At 58.6% G+C, this 15,036-nt stretch carries 13 protein-coding genes; 3 read left to right on the top strand and 10 right to left on the bottom strand.

Annotation, left to right across the window (positions count from 1 at the left end):
* Positions 1-602: 602 nt before the first annotated feature.
* The 6 genes from AC0L2A_RS24715 to AC0L2A_RS24690 form a co-directional block, all read right to left on the bottom strand.
* Positions 603-1,322, bottom strand: a complete 720-nt coding sequence (locus AC0L2A_RS24715) for a M12 family metallopeptidase (RefSeq protein WP_473611038.1) — start codon at positions 1,320-1,322, stop codon at positions 603-605.
* A 68-nt stretch (positions 1,323-1,390) separates the two neighbouring features.
* The gene (locus AC0L2A_RS24710) at positions 1,391-1,768 is read right to left on the bottom strand and encodes a hypothetical protein (RefSeq protein ID WP_473611037.1); all 378 of its coding nucleotides are present in this window, start codon (positions 1,766-1,768) and stop codon (positions 1,391-1,393) included.
* A gap of 47 nt (positions 1,769-1,815) precedes the next feature.
* Positions 1,816-3,030 (bottom strand): MBL fold metallo-hydrolase, encoded by a 1,215-nt coding sequence (locus AC0L2A_RS24705; protein WP_473611036.1) that lies wholly within the window; start codon positions 3,028-3,030, stop codon positions 1,816-1,818.
* Positions 3,030-4,874, bottom strand: coding sequence for a hypothetical protein (locus AC0L2A_RS24700; protein ID WP_473611035.1), 1,845 nt, complete (start codon positions 4,872-4,874; stop codon positions 3,030-3,032). The genes AC0L2A_RS24705 and AC0L2A_RS24700 overlap by 1 nt, the downstream gene beginning before the upstream one ends.
* 319 nt (positions 4,875-5,193) lie before the next feature.
* Positions 5,194-6,432, bottom strand: coding sequence for a three-Cys-motif partner protein TcmP (locus AC0L2A_RS24695; protein WP_473611043.1), 1,239 nt, complete (start codon positions 6,430-6,432; stop codon positions 5,194-5,196).
* A gap of 98 nt (positions 6,433-6,530) precedes the next feature.
* Positions 6,531-7,286 (bottom strand): DUF5131 family protein, encoded by a 756-nt coding sequence (locus AC0L2A_RS24690; RefSeq protein ID WP_473611034.1) that lies wholly within the window; start codon positions 7,284-7,286, stop codon positions 6,531-6,533.
* A 104-nt stretch (positions 7,287-7,390) separates the two neighbouring features.
* Here AC0L2A_RS24690 and AC0L2A_RS24685 point away from each other — a divergent pair, with 104 nt between their 5' ends.
* Positions 7,391-7,981 carry a hypothetical protein gene (locus tag AC0L2A_RS24685; RefSeq protein ID WP_473611032.1) on the top strand — a complete coding sequence of 197 codons (591 nt, stop codon included), beginning with the start codon at positions 7,391-7,393 and terminating at the stop codon, positions 7,979-7,981.
* 1,108 nt (positions 7,982-9,089) lie between these two features.
* On the opposite strand, the gene AC0L2A_RS24680 is transcribed toward AC0L2A_RS24685, so the two are convergent.
* Positions 9,090-9,800 (bottom strand): isopentenyl transferase family protein, encoded by a 711-nt coding sequence (locus tag AC0L2A_RS24680; RefSeq protein ID WP_473611031.1) that lies wholly within the window; start codon positions 9,798-9,800, stop codon positions 9,090-9,092.
* On the bottom strand, positions 9,797-10,069 hold the full coding sequence (locus tag AC0L2A_RS24675) for an NUDIX hydrolase (RefSeq protein WP_473611041.1): 273 nt from the start codon (positions 10,067-10,069) through the stop codon (positions 9,797-9,799). The genes AC0L2A_RS24680 and AC0L2A_RS24675 overlap by 4 nt, the downstream gene beginning before the upstream one ends.
* Between AC0L2A_RS24675 and AC0L2A_RS24670 the strand changes: the two genes are divergently transcribed.
* The gene (locus AC0L2A_RS24670) at positions 9,980-10,225 is read left to right on the top strand and encodes a hypothetical protein (RefSeq protein ID WP_473611044.1); all 246 of its coding nucleotides are present in this window, start codon (positions 9,980-9,982) and stop codon (positions 10,223-10,225) included. The two genes, AC0L2A_RS24675 and AC0L2A_RS24670, sit on opposite strands and share 90 nt — an antisense overlap.
* Positions 10,226-11,512: 1,287 nt before the next feature.
* A complete protein-coding gene (locus AC0L2A_RS24665) occupies positions 11,513-11,863 on the top strand; it encodes a helix-turn-helix transcriptional regulator (protein ID WP_473611040.1) in 351 nt (116 codons plus the stop codon).
* On the opposite strand, the gene AC0L2A_RS24660 is transcribed toward AC0L2A_RS24665, so the two are convergent.
* Together AC0L2A_RS24660 and guaA are read right to left on the bottom strand one after the other, a co-directional pair.
* Positions 11,844-13,097, bottom strand: a complete 1,254-nt coding sequence (locus AC0L2A_RS24660) for a tyrosine-type recombinase/integrase (protein WP_473611030.1) — start codon at positions 13,095-13,097, stop codon at positions 11,844-11,846. The genes AC0L2A_RS24665 and AC0L2A_RS24660 overlap by 20 nt on opposite strands.
* A 317-nt stretch (positions 13,098-13,414) precedes the next feature.
* Positions 13,415-14,992 (bottom strand): glutamine-hydrolyzing GMP synthase, encoded by a 1,578-nt coding sequence (guaA, locus tag AC0L2A_RS24655; RefSeq protein ID WP_287219789.1) that lies wholly within the window; start codon positions 14,990-14,992, stop codon positions 13,415-13,417.
* Positions 14,993-15,036 lie beyond the last annotated feature (44 nt).

Below are 15,036 nucleotides of genomic sequence, written 5' to 3'. Positions count from 1 at the left end.
GCTTCACCCCAGCCGAATGCGCCAACTACTTCAAGGCAGCTGGATACGACCCAGATTAAACAGGACGCGCTCTAGCACGATCCTTTGTATGCGATGCATCGATGGCGGCATGCTCAGTTTGGTTCGTCAATGACAAGCGAAAGTGCCGTTCCGGGGGGCCAACATGTATCTGCAATCTTTGAAGCTCTGCTCGGCGCCACCTACACTTTTTCACGCATTCCTTCTCAAATCTCGCGCGGTCTACGACCTGCGATAGCGATCCCTTGTGCTTGCGACATGGGCCACCAACCTTATTGGCATTCGCTGTCGAGGAGCTGGGATCTTGTCCGCTTTTGCACACGACCATCAATAACTATTTGATTTTAATTATCTCGCCCATCCATCACTTCACGTGTCCTGGCGTCCCCGGTTAGCGTTTTGACGCCGCGGTGGCCCGCCACGACCCCTCCAAGTAAATCGACTCATCGCTACATTCGAGGCGCAATGTGCGTGGCTGCTCGCCGTTTGGTCAGATAGCGTCATAGACTTTGAACTCGCTAGCCAAGGTGCCGTCATACGCGTCCTACCTCAAGAACGGAACCAAGCGATTCCATTTACAGCGCTCACTTAGGATAGACGGAGCCGGCAAACTCGTAATCGAGCTCATCAATGTCGGTGCCGCCCGCGATCGGATCGCCGGACTTCGTGATCTCACCAGGGATTTCATAGCACATGATCGAGTTGCTGTCGGCGCGGGGAGTGCCGAGGAGCGAACCATCCTCGATCGGCGTCAATACCTGCTGCTCGACCTCATCCTGACTCCAGCCCTGCGTCTCCCGGAAATACCGAAAAGCGCGTTCGCGGTCGATCAACTGGACAAGCTGTCGACGCATATGCTCATGCGGGAAGCCGAGCGTGTGCCCGGTCTCGTGACGCACGACGCGTTTGAACTCGGATTCGCTGGTGGCCATGGTGAACGCTTCAAGGTTCATCGTCGGCTGATCCTTCTCGATATGGAGGATATCGGTACCGAGATACGACCAATAGCCGCCCTGATCACCGCCAGTGATGCGCGCGATCCGGACCTGCGCCTGCTTTCGCGTCTCAACGAACGAGACGTTTGCGCTCTTGGCCCAAGCGTTCATGTGCAGAACGATGCGCGCGCGCAAGTCAGCCGGCGCGTTGTCAAGGAAGCTGACCGTGAGCCGAACCCCACCAGCAGGCCAACGTCGGGGAATGAGAACTGACAACGTCGCGCGGTTAGCCGCCACCCCCGTTCGTACCAGTTCGTCGATGACGTGATCAGGCAACCGCCGTGGTGTGCAGGTCAGTCGGATCGTCATTGTCAGTCTCCTTTCTCGATCGGCAAATCACTGGATCGGCGGCACCAAGACCTCCGCACGGCGAAATCCTATTGTTGTGCGTTGTCGGGCCGGTCAGCAGGCTTCTCCGGCTTTGCCGGAGGCGTCGACGTACTCTTGGGTGGTGGCGTCGGCTTGGGTTCAGCGCCCGGCAAAGCATGCGTCGCGAGCGCCGCGATCGTGGCGAAGAGAATGGCGCCGATCAAAGAGGTAACAGCTGGTCCGATCTTGCCAAGGCTGTCGGCGAGCGCCGCAGTCGCCTTCAAGAGGTCGGTCATTTCGGGGACCGACGACGGCGCCAAACCTCGTGCCCGATCGACCATCGCTTTCGCCGGGGCAACTGGCTTCGGAGAGAAGAGCCCAAAACTCTGTACGACATTAAAAAGAAGCAGATGACGCTCATGACAAGCGTGATCAAAATGACCCAAGCTGCGCCGTCCATAATCCAATCCCCCTCAATCAATTGCTCCGCGCCTCACCCAGTCCACTCGATGTAAAGCTCCTTGCGCACCCTGAACGCCGCGCCGGCTACGTCCTGTTCGGCGTCCGTCCGCGCGATTTTCGCGTGGCGTTCGTTGAGAGCGGCCAGCAACTTTGCGCGCGGAATGTTCGGCCATTGCTTTACCGGCTTGGTCGAAAACAACGCGGTCAATGGCTTGAGGATGATCTCCTCGACCAAAGCCTTCGGCGTCGCGTTATGGCTGCCGTGATGTCCAACTTTGAGCAGGTCTACCTTTTCAAGGACCGCTCGGCATTTCTGATCGGCCATGATCGCTTGCCACGAGCCCCATTGTGCGTCGCCCGGAAACAGCATGAAGTAGCCATCCACCTCCACGACGATGACCAGGCTTGTGTTGTTGATGGCCTTATCCAGGGCCGCCGCCAACACGCCGGAGGGCTGAACCAGCGCCTTCTTGATTGCTGCCCTTTCCTCGAAGCGAAACGTTTGCCGGGCTCCGAAAGGTACGTAATTGGGGTCGCTGATCTGGTGGCGCTGGGAAAACGGAGGACCGACGCGCCGCTTTGGAATGCGTGTCGGCCATTTCAGATATCCCGCGCCCTCGGGCGGATTCATGCTTGCCAACGCCTTCGCGTCGCGCGTCGGGCCAAGCACATGAAAGGTAACGCCCGCCAGGCCATTTACTGTCCGAGCTTCGCAGATTGTATTCGCAGTGGGCAAAAACGCCCGCCGGGGCGCCCCAGCGAAGCCGCTGTGGAGCGTGGCCATTGCTTTTTCATTGGTCAACGCATTCAGCGCGATGGCCTGGAGGTTGCGCGCCCTCACCTGAGCGATCGTTTCTCGTGCTGGCGTGCGTTCGAGCGGATTTTGGTTGCTAGGTGCGCCGGCAAGTGCCAACGCCAAGGCCGAATGGCGTTCGCGGATTTGGGTGGCGCGCGGATCCTTCGGATCCTCCGTCCATGGCATCCAAACTTCGCCGACCTCGACGTCGGCCCAGCGCGGATCATCGAAGCCCCAAACGTGATCCTTATGCCGATGCGTCGCGATCACCAGGGCAAGGCGCTTTCCGGAAGTCTCAATGATGTCGGAAACAATGTTATCGAGCTGCGCCTTCTTTTCGGTGATCGTCCCGCAATCGATCAGCACATACTTCGAGTCAGCATCATGGTGAAACCCGAGCAAGAAGCAGTCACCGAAGCCGACCTCATACATTCGGATCGTGCGTCGCATCACAGCGCATCCTCATGTAGCGCTCGAAGGCTCATCCGTGCTGCCATGCGGTTTTTATACTCGGACTGGTTGAGATAATTGGTTCGTGGATCAGCTTCATCGAGCTCTTCGACGAAAGCACGCTGCTTGGCCACTCGAGCATCCGCACGGGCCGAACTCGCCACGTCGAGCGTGTGCGCTGGTAACGGCTTCGCTATGACGTAGCGCACGGTCCCATCGACACCGATGATGGCAGTGGTGCCTCCCCTCACCGGAACGCCTCCCCATTCAGGGTCGGAGGCGGTCGTCTTGTCAGTTTCGACGAACTGCGCGACGAGCTCGATCTGGAGCGCACCGGAGGGCGCGACGCGGAATACGGCGTTAAATGCCGACACATACACATCTGGGCGCCCTGTGAGCTGCAGCGCCGCACTGTTCTGCTGCGCATAAGCGACCAGCGCGTCTCGCATCGTCTTCGACGCGTCGCTGGCGCTTTCTTCATTGAAATCATCGCTTATTGACGCAGGCCGCTCATCCGACCGTTTCGCTATCTTGGGGTCACTCGAGATCTTTGTGAAGCGAGCCGCTTCCCGCTGCAGCAGTTCCGGCAAGAGGGAGCTGAGGCTGTCGACTACTGGTGCCGTTCCGGGCTCGGCGGCTGGCCAGCGCAAAGATTCCTCTGCGAGCGACGTCGCCCCATCGGGATAGATGCCGCGTCGCCGAAATCCTTCGATTAGTGCTGCGCGCTGCCCCCAGGCGTCGTCTGGGTCGAGTTCGAAATCTGCGGTCACCAGCGCTCGCAGATAGTCCCCGAAAGTTATGTCTACCGGCGGGAGATAGTCGAACGCGCGGATGCACATATTGAGCTGACGCTGCGCCGTCTGTGCGGCCTCGCTCGCGATCCTGGCGATGAGATCGGGATGGAGTTCGCCCGGCGGAAGTTTCCCACTGCCCCCTGTGGCGATGCGAACAAGGTCCGCAATGCGTGACCTGAAGGTGGTCAAGAACCCATCGAACACCGCCGCGACCAGGATAGCGCCCCGCGCGTGCGGCTCAGTCACATTGCCGTAGCGGCGCGGGTCTGGCGTTGCCGTGTCTATCGCCGAGCGGAGAGCTTTGCCTGTGCCGGTTGCTTCGCCGAACTGTCTTGCCAAGTTCACCAGCAGCGAACCATCGACGATATCGCCTCCCCCAAGTCGAATTTCATCGATCAGCAGATCGCGGTACGAGAAGTGCTGGAGAAGCGCCACGATGTCAGAAAAGCCCTCGTGAAACGCTAGAACGTCGACATTTGACGGTTCCAGAAAATAGCGGCGGAGCCGATCGACGATCGCATGCGTCATCTCGTGAACGATGATGTCGTGGCTGAGGCAGGTGAAAATTGTCTGATTGGGGATGTTCGATCCAGGCTTAGCTGGGTCAGCAGAGAAGTAGCCGAACAGCACCGCGTGTAGATCGCGATCGTAAAAGGCATTTTCACCTTCGAAAGCGTGCGGTAGCAGGCGCAGCTTATTTCGTACGTCGCTCTTTTTCAGCGAAACTCGGCGACCGAGCGCCCGATCGAAGTTGGTCAGGGTTCGGGAGGCGACCGCATAGACCATTTGTTGATGGAAATGCGGATCGGCTTCCGAAGGCGCGAGGCCAGACTGCATTAGGATAGAAGGATGGTCGAGATCGACGGCATCGTAGAACAAGTCGTTCTCAGCGTCGTAGTCGACGACCTCTATGCGGGCGCCGATCGGCCCAGCATCGAGCGGTTCATTCTCAATGCCGATGGTGGTCGTTCGAGCGACTTTGTAACCGCGCGCTGGATCAGTCGCATAGATCCTCAATGGGCGCAGTGACGGCCGCGGAATGTCGAGCATTGCAATCCCCCACCCCACCCGAGCGGAATCAAGATGCGACAATTCGATCGTAAGATAGGATCTCACTTGAAGAGTAACGTAAGGCCCGCCTCGTGGCTAGACTGTAAGTAGTTCGGGCAGACGCTGAGCCAAGGCGCGATGCAGGCGGACACGCATACGGATACTGCCGTTTCGATGGGCGAAGGCGGCTCTCTCTGCAGTGCCAAGTAGCGCGCAAAATCATTTGGCACCTCCGCGCAACTTCACTTGACACCAAAATTGTCCGTCGCGACAGGATAGTGGGACGGTCGTTCCAGTCGGTCCTGAGCAGGTCCAATGGCTACCCAGCGTTGGTCTTGGTCGAGTGCCGAATGAAGTGGAAGGAGCTTTGAGGGTGTATGCCTATGAGGTCGTGCCGATCCGGGCGTCTGCTACGCCGACTTTGCCCATCTGGAGTCGCGAGCCTCATTTGCTTTTCGTCCACCAGAAGGCCAGCAACGTGGTCAAAGTCGGCCAACCTGGCGGGTGTTTCGTTCGCAGCCTCTCGCAGGAACGTGAGGTATTCGACGCTCTCTGAAGCGTAGCGGTCGCGCAACCGCTTAAGTACTCCGTCTTTGAGGCGCTCGCGCATAAGCTCCTGCTCGTAGTCGCCAAACCAGAAATCCGGGGTGTTTGCAGGGTCTAGATGAGGATCAAAGCCCATCATCTCGAAATCGCCGGTTCCAAAATGGAGCGAGTTATTCTTGATCAGCCAATGCCCTTCCACCATCACGTTCCGTGCAGTCACATGGTTTGAGAGGTGGATAATCCACAGGTCCTTGTTGGCTTCAACCGAACGAATGAAAAATGGGCTCGAAAAAGTAGCTCCGGTTTCTCGGCGTAGGTGTTGTTGAAGCAGGCGCTCGATGACGATCCGTCCACCCCTTTGGTCCTTCAGCTGCAAATATTCCCGAATGTGCCCTTCTGAAAGTCCGAGGGGTGCAACGGCCTTTAGCGTCTGAGGCTTGTCACTCAGGTAATCAATCAGCCAACCAACTGCGAACGTTAGGATTACCTCGCATCCGGAGAAGCTCTCTAGGATGTCTTTGACCAAGGGCAGTGGCGCGTCGGTGTATCCCTTTTGATCCAGAACGAAGACCGAGCGGCCTACGTTGCCCCGTGTTCTCGCTTTGATTGCGGCCTTGATATCGGGAAAGGCTCGTTGGAAAGGGGCTCTCGTGAGGTGAATATCCTTGCCGAGCCGGGTCAGGTGCCCCGTCTTTGCCAAGTTTTCTCGAAGCGCGTCGACGGCTGTCTGGTCACTGTCAACGAAGTGGAACTGGGCGTCGATGTTTATCGGCTTCGTCCGGCCCTCATTAAGCGCCCTCCGCGCCTTTTCAACCGCACCAAGCAGCACCATCGGCGAGCCTTCGACGGTCGTGCCCCGATCGCTGTAGGCTCCACCACCGCAGAATCCATCGACAAAAGTGACCCGCAGCACGTCCATAGCTGGATTGACGGCGACCGTTTCAAAGTAGCGTTTGAGATAAAAATCAATGAGGCGCAGCTTTGCTAGGCTGTGCGCGCTGGCGCCCGGCAGCGTCCCGTCAGTCGGCCAAACGAAGCGTGGAATGGATCAACTCCCCACAAGCCGCTGAAATTGCAGCATTTGACGAGCCGGAGTCAAGCTCGTCTGTCCTAAAGCTGATATCCTGCCGGCATTTCGTCGAATATCTCACCGTTAAGCAGCCGGCCGGAAGCCTTTTTGTTCTTGCCTCCCCACTGTTTAAAAAAGAACGCAGTGCCAGTAGATCGGCACATCGTTTCGATTTCATCCACCCAGACGACGTTCATCGGACGGGCATGCGGGCCGCTCTCTCCGCCAACAATGGCCCAGTCAATCTTGTCCAAGTTCACCCCCTGCACGGACCCGATCAGAGGCTCAAAGGACACGAAACGGATGAGCGCAGGTGCGCGCCGCAAATCATCGAGCCTCGATGCGACGCGGCGGTCTTCGATGCTGGTACCCAACCAGACGTTCGGGAGCACCGGCAAATTAGAAGAGCGCAGCATGTCAGCCATCTGTGCCGGCCGCTTTGTGAGGATCTGATAGGTATGATGCGGCGTCTTGGCCATCGTCGCCCAAACAGCAGCGACGAATACAGCTGGAACGCTCGGATGGAAGAGATCCGACATTGAGTTGACAAACACTCGACGCGGCTTTCTCCACTTAAGCGGCGCCGCAAGTGCCTTCTCGTCCAGCGATATCTTGCCGGTCCATTTGCTGCGACCGCCACTTTTCCTAGTCAGTCCCCGGTATTTTTCGACCCCCATTGCCTCAAGGCGGGCAGCCATTCGCATCGCATAACAGAATTTACAACCGTCCGATTCGATTGAACAGCCTGCGACCGGATTCCATGTTACATCGGTCCACTCGATAGAAGTCTGCGCCATGGGAATAATCTCCTCACACACCGCGCATCTATGCACGCTGGCGATTCAGGCGGCAAGTTCGATATCAATGCTGCTGCCAATGTGGTTAAGCGGAGATCCCAGCGATGCCGGTGAACATAACAAACTCGCAAAGCAATGAAGTGCATACTAGCGTGCCCTATCCAGCGTTCTTCAGCTCAACACGGAGCAACAGGGGTTTTGTGGATCTTCGCGGCCGACCAGAGTTGGCTGCCAGCATCGCAGAGACCGAGACTTCAAAGGCCCTACGAGCGTTTTTGGTTCGTATTGCCGCGACGCGAACGACTCTGTTTTCCATCGGTTGTGACCTAGGGCATCACGTTAATCCGGCGGCACCAAAGGGGCGGCGCCGCGTAGCAGGCGGATATATCCAATTGACGAGCAGCCACTATGATCTCGTTGGACCGCAAGATTGGGCTCGTCTTTGCAACGGCGTCTCCGATACGCTTCAGCAATCCGCCCACATGGACGAATGGGACGTGCACATTAAACTTGAGCCGGTTTGGGTAGACGTCGATGACGTAGACCAAGCGACTGGAGCTGTGCACGTCGCCTTTTACGCCAACGCGAAGACCCATCATGATGCCCTGCGATCACGGGAGCGGCTGATAGCGGCGATCGACCGCGGTTTCTCTGACGAAGCGGTAGACGCAACTCTGCGCTACGATGATGTTTAAGGCCTCCTGCGGCTTGATGAACTTCGGCTAGACCGAATATGAGCATAAGCCGCTTGATTTCGGACCATGAGACATACCGACCCGTCGAATGGCCACGTTCGACCAAAAGACTCTCCGGTTGCATGTTGGACAAAGCCACCAAGGCCCTTGAAGGTGCCCCGGAAGCTGAGCGCGAAGCGCTTAAACTACGAATCTGGGGTTAGGAGTTCGAATCTCTTCGGGTGCTTACGATTGAAATTACTGGTGTTTTTGGCGCTACCCGCGACGCGTGCCGGATTGGTTTTTGGAATTCAGCCGGTTTTTCAGCCTTTTTTGGAAGCACGGCGGCAGACGGCGCCAAAGTCGCAGTATGGGCCAGGCGCAATGTTTGGAACGGCACAGTCCGTGGCGAGCGGCAGCAGCTTCGCTGGCACAACTACCCTGCCGGCTCAGGCGCTTTTGCGCTCGGCCGGCGCGTGCTCATCGGCCCCTGCGCTGTCCTGATCCACGACGATGACTGCCAATTCGTCCCCAATGCAGAGATCAAGGCCGCGACGCGGCCGCGCACCCGTGGCGGAAGTTGCATCAGTCCCTCAATCAGACGCCGGCCCTCCGCGCTGGCAATAAAATCGATGCGCTCGTCGACCGGCAGAGGCGGAGCCTCGCGGCTGGTCTCGTTGCCCGGCAAGCCTTCGAAGGAAAGCGCGACCCCATGACACGATCATTGCCGCGCGGCGAAGGAGCGGGCAGACGATCAAGTCTGCCGACAGCCGGCCCAAAGGGGGTCAGGCCCTACCGCGAATTGTTCAAGATGACCCGCAAGACCCCCGCTATGTCGAGCAGGCGGCAAGGCAGCCGCCAGCGGCGGGCCCAGCCTGCGAACTGTGGCAGGCCATGGCCCGCCGCCGGCTGCTGGTTAGATAGATCATTGCAAAGAAGGAGCGGGGCTTGGTCGACAAGGCAGTGCAGGCCGGCGACAGGCTGGTCAGCTAGTACGAGCCGCATGCCGAGATCGTCGGGCGAGCGCTGCGAGCGGCATGTCAGGAAGGCAGTGGGCCTCGCCGGCGAGCTCATTCACGTGCTTTTGTATTGCTGAATTCGTTTCAACTGCGGCCCAGTTCGACCCTCTTCACCTCCCGCTCTTCCACGCCGGAGGAACGGAGGGAAACTCGCGTTCCTGCCAGCGAGCATGCGCCAGATACTCAAGAGCGATCGCTTGAGAAAGGTAGACGATCTGAGCTGGCTGGATCGCACGCGGGAGTTCGCCCAGAGCAATTCCTAGGGTTTCGGCAAACGCTATGACTGTACGATAGCCCGCCAGGCCCCGCAGAAACACATGCGAGCGCGGGTCAGGCCACAATTGAGCAATCTCGTTTAGCATCGAGCGGCAACCATCTACGGGAGCTAACATTTCACGGACGCGCGACCTCGCTTTGGCAATGTAGTCCGCGCGTGTCTTCAAGTGGAGGCGTTCGCAAATCCAGCGGTGCGCTTTCCATTTCTGATCGGCGACCATTGCCCGCAGCAGTGAAACCGAGCCGCCTTCCAAGATAAGCAGCGGCACGTGCTGATCAAATTGCGCTACATGATCGTGCAACAGGGAGTTCGCCTCTGCGGCATAGATCTCTCCAGCAATCACTGGCCGCTGGGCAAGGTAGATTCTACGGGTCAACCGCAGTTCGGCGTTCGAGGGTCGGCCGCTTCCCACAGCGAGTTCGGGATAGCATTGAATTCGGTCGAGAACGAGCACCGGCGCGCCCGTACGCAGAGCGAGTGCGATGGACGCGGCGGTTTTGCCGGCCGTCGTCGGTCCAATAATGAGGTGCAGTCGTGGACTCATGACAGCTCAGTTGCAGGAAGATGATTCCGAACGTGCGCGAACGCGTATGGCAGCCAAGGAGTAAACTCGGAAGGTTTCTCACTGAGATATCGGGAGAGTGTCGGAGGAGGAAGGTAGGTCCAGTCACTTACCTCAGCCGGGTTAGGCGTCGGGATTCCATTGCATACAGCCACGAACAAATGGTCAATTTCGCGCTCGATCAGTCCAGGTTCGACGCGCGCCTGATATTGAAACACGCCGGCTGGCTGCAGCCGGCAATCAAGTCCCATCTCTTCTTCGAGGCGGCGGTGAGCGGCAGCCAAAGTCGCCTCACTTGGTCAGGGATGACCGCAGCACGTGTTAGACCAACAACCCGGCGAGTGATACCTCACTGCGGCACGACGCTGCATCAGGATTTCACCCAACGTATTCACCAAAAAAATTGAGAACGCTCGGTGCAGAAGACCTCTTTCATGCGCTTCCAGCTTAGAGGCATTATCAGTTACCTGATCATCTTCATCTACGAGCACGACTTGCTCTGGACAATCACGAAGCCATGTGGTGTTCATCGTATGTGCAATTCCTTACTTGAAGTCACCGTTACTGACTCTCGTTGCCGGGCCGATTGGCAACCGGGCGAATGACAACCTGGGGGAAATGCGGTGGATTCCCGTTAATCGATGCAGCAACTCCTGAACCGTAACACGCGCCCTATGCTCATCAATATTTTGATATATTAAGTTTATGGCATACAGATTTTATATTTTGTAGCAGTCGGTCCGGCAAATGAATCTCGCGGCGTCGAGAACACGCAACTCTGGCCCGGCGACGGCAAAGGCTACGCGGCGCAAGCTAAGGCGGAGCTTCGACGTGGGCCGCTCGACCGTGTGCCGGACCAAGCGCCGCTTTGTAAGAGGCAGTCTTGAAACGAGCAGCCTCCTGGGGCGTGTAAGAAGTCTCGAGCTTCTGGCATGCGATGGTCAAGCTTGCCGAGCAAGAGACTATCCCAGGGGTCCCGGTAGTGTGTTGATCAATGATGTCTGAAGGGCTTAGCAGTCGCGGCCTCAACGCCCGAAAAACGGGCGCGTGAAGGTAGAATCCGTTTAATTAGGGGCGGCGAACAGGGCTGGGCGCGAATGCGGCCCGGGTGCGTCGAGGCTTATTAGCTTTCGAAAGCTTGCTCGAATAGGAGGTCCGCCCACGTGATCTTGGACGTGAGGCGAACGTGGATCTGCACAATTTCGGCCCATCGAACCCCCACAGCTTCGGGCAGGCGCATCGCAGCGTCGCGCCAGAGCAGCAACAGCGGCTGCCAGGCAACAGGCATTTGAGCGGCACTTGAGACGCTTCCAGCCTGTATCGCAAGCCGTGCCCTGGGGCTCCCCCCTCCCCTAGCCACTGTCTTGCCACCAACAATTCTTCGACCCCGCGAGCCGAGGTCACCCCTGCCTGACCAGCACATCGAGACTACCAGGCAAGGCTTCTGCCTGGCTAGACGCTGGCAATCCAGTTGCCCCATCTGAAAGAACATCCTTCAACCGGCGGCAAACACGCCCTCCAATGTCGTGGCACACCCGGAAGCTCGTGTCGGCCCATACGCCGCGTGCCTGAAATGGACCGCCTTCGGGGTTCCCTTGTGCACGAGAGGGGATAGGTGGTCGCAATTGATTACTGTACGAGACTTTGGAAAGTTGCGCGATGCTGGGCAGCAAGGCAACCCTCTCAGGTACGAAATGGTCAAACCGCAGCAGTCTCCAGAGGTGAATAAATCTAAAATTGAGCAGCCTGGCCCGTTTCCGGTTCTGTCACACTTCGGGTCGCGCCGCGTCGTGCGAACTGTTCGTCGGTCGCAGCTGCGAGAAATCGTCCCGTTATCGGACACGACCATTTATGAAATGGAACAACGAGGCGAGTTCCCCCGACGGTTCAATCTGACCCCCCGCTGCGTCGTTTGGGACCTGGGAGAAGTCGAAGCGTGGATTCAGGAACGGCGGAACGCGTCCTCTGCTGGTTCGATCGAACTAGCCCCGGGACCAGACGTGCGGTCACGGAAGACGAGACCCGTTAAATCGGATAGAGGATGACGGCTGCCCCGGAAATCGGCTGCAGTGTGGGTGCGTGTTTATTGCCAGCCGCCCACGCTTCAATCATGTCGGCCCATTCCTGCAGCATATGGCGCCGCTGCGGTTCGTATTCAGCCTTGTTGTAGACGCCGCGGGAGGAACGACTGTCCTCGTGGGCAAGGCATTTTTCGATCCAGTCGCGATTGAATCCGATCTCGTTTAGGAGCGTGGAGCCGGTCCGCCTTAGATCGTGCACCGTAAAGGGAGCAAGCGGCAGAGCTTGTTGTTTTGCGCGGTCCACAATCGCCATGGTGACCCGATTGAAAGTCGCCCGCGACATGGGTTCGTCGGCGTCGTAGCGAGATGGAAGCACGTATCGAGAGTTCGCAGCGCAAGTCTTGAGCGCAATCAAGATATCGAGGGATTGGCGGGACAGGTAGACGTTGTGTGGCTTCTTCCGCTTCATTCGCTCTTTGGGAATGCTCCATACCGCGTTCTCGAAGTCGACCTCATCCCACGTCGCGTCCAGAAGCTCACTTTTCCGAACCATCGTGAGCAGGATCAGCTTCAGGCCCAGCCGAATGGTCGGCAATGTCGGCACATTTTCCAACTCTTTCAGCATGATCCGAATTTCTGCGGGTGACAACGCCCGGTCTTTCGCCTCGAAGGTGGCTATCGACGCCGGTCCTACCTCGTCCGCCGGATTGGCGATCTTCTCGCCGTGCAGAATGGCATAACCATAGACCTGCTTAACGATTTCTCGGACATGAATGGCCGTTGCTGGTGCGCCACGGGCCCTGACTTTTGCGCAGAGCGCCCGCAAGTCGTCCGATGTTATTTCTGTGAGGAGCCTTTTGTCCCAAATCGGCAAGATGTCTCGATCGAAGACGGCTTTGCGCATCGAGCGCGTGCTGTCCGCCATCTTCGCCTCTTTAAACCATCCTCTGCCGGCATCGCCGAACGTGGCGGTCCCAGACAGGCGCCGCTTGTCACGCTGCTTTTCCTGGGCTGGCGATTTTCCGGCTGCCACCATTTTTCGTGCGGCAAGACAGCGGTCACGCGCCTCTGCTAGCGAGATGCCTCCCTCACCATAGCGGCCCAGCGTCACTGTCTCTCGCCGACCATTCACTCGGTAGTCGTATCGGAACGATATCTGCCCTGTGGGAGCCACGGTCGCGTACATACCGTCACGATCAGTTACTTTGTATATTTTATCTTTTGATTTCAGCTTCTTAAGTGCGATGTCGGTGAGCATAGGAGGAGACGGGTGAGGCGCATCTAGGGTTGTTCAATGCCTAATTTTACCGTCATTCGTTTTACCGTCAAGCCTCTGTGAGAGCCCTTTGGATTCAATGCTTTACCTTGAAAGACGCCAAAATGCTTGAGTCCGGCGCAGTGACGGCATCAGTCTGCAGCGAGGATGACGCAAAAAGGAATGCCGTCAGATCTACCGCCAAATGATTCCGCTTAGGCGCGATAGTTAGCGATAGGCATAGAGACGAAAGCGCTTAAAAGTCAGTTGCTTAATGAAGCGTCGCCGATAGTCGCCGAATGCTGGCGAACGACCGAGCTTTATTCCCACTCAATAGTGCCCGGCGGCTTGCTCGTCACGTCGTAGACGACGCGGTTGATGCCGCGCACCTCGTTGATGATGCGGGTGGCGGCGGCGCCGAGGAACGCCATGTCGTAGTGGTAGAAATCCGCCGTCATGCCGTCGACCGAGGTGACGGCGCGCAGCGCGCAGACGAATTCATAGGTGCGGCCGTCGCCCATGACGCCGACGGTCTGCACCGGCAGCAGCACGGCGAAGGCCTGCCAGATGGCGTCATAGAGGCCGGCCTTGCGGATCTCGTCGAGATAGATGGCATCGGCCTCGCGCAGGATCTCCAGCTTCTCGCGGGTGATGCCGCCCGGACAGCGGATGGCAAGACCGGGTCCGGGAAACGGGTGCCGGCCGACGAAGCTGTCGGGCAGGCCGAGCTCCTTGCCGAGCACCCTGACCTCGTCCTTGAACAGTTCGCGCAGCGGCTCGACCAGTTGCATGTTCATGCGCTCGGGCAGGCCGCCGACATTGTGGTGCGACTTGATCGTCACCGACGGGCCGCCGGTGAAGGAGACGCTTTCGATGACGTCGGGATAGAGCGTGCCCTGCGCCAGGAAATCGGCGCCGCCGAGTTTCTCGGCCTCTTCCTCGAACACCTCGATGAACAGCCGGCCAATGGTCTTGCGCTTCTTTTCCGGATCCGACTCGCCCTCGAGCGCGCCGATAAAGCGGTCCGAGGCGTCGACCAGGATGAGCGGCAGATTGTAGTGCTGGCGAAACATCTCGACCACGCCTGATGCCTCGTCCTTGCGCATCAGCCCGTGGTCGACAAGGATGCAGGTGAGCTGGTCGCCGACCGCCTCGTGGATCAGGAGTGCTGCGACCGAGGAATCGACGCCGCCCGAAAGCGCGCAGATGACCTTGCCCTTGCCGACCTGCTTGCGGATCGTCTCGACCGCGTGCTCGCGGTAGGCGCGCATCGTCCAGTCGCCTTCGATGCCGGCGATCTTGTGGACGAAGTTTTGCAGCAGCCGGGCGCCGTCCGGCGTGTGCACCACTTCGGGGTGGAACATGATGCCGTACATCTTGCGCTCGACATTGCCGAAGATGGCGAAGGGCGAGCCTTCCGATTTGCCGAACACCTCGAATCCCTTGGGCAGCGAGATGACGCGGTCGCCATGGCTCATCCACACCTGATGGCGCTGACCGGGCGCCCACAGGCCCTCGAACAGCGGGCTGTCCTTCTGGATCTCGACGAAGGCACGGCCGAATTCGCGATGGTCGGAGCTTTCGGCGACGCCGCCCATCTGCACGCACATGGCCATCTGGCCATAGCAGATGCCGAGCACCGGCACGCCGGCGTCGAAGACAATCTGCGGCGCGCGCGGGCTGCCGATGTCGCCGGTCGAGGCCGGGCCGCCGGAGAGGATCACCGCCTTCGGATTGATGCGCCTGAACGCCGCTTCGGCCGACTGGAACGGCACGATCTCGGAAAAGACGCCGGCCTCGCGGATGCGCCTGGCGATGAGCTGCGTGAACTGGCTGCCGAAATCGACAATCAGGACGGTGTCTGGCAGGACGGTGTCGGGACGATTGGCTATCTTCATGGCGAGCGTTTAGAGAAAGAAACGAGTCGGCGCAATGGGTTGCG

The organism is Mesorhizobium sp. WSM4844 (assembly GCF_055811775.1).
Note: the sequence above shows the minus strand (reverse complement) of the source record. Positions and strands in the feature narration are given on the sequence as shown.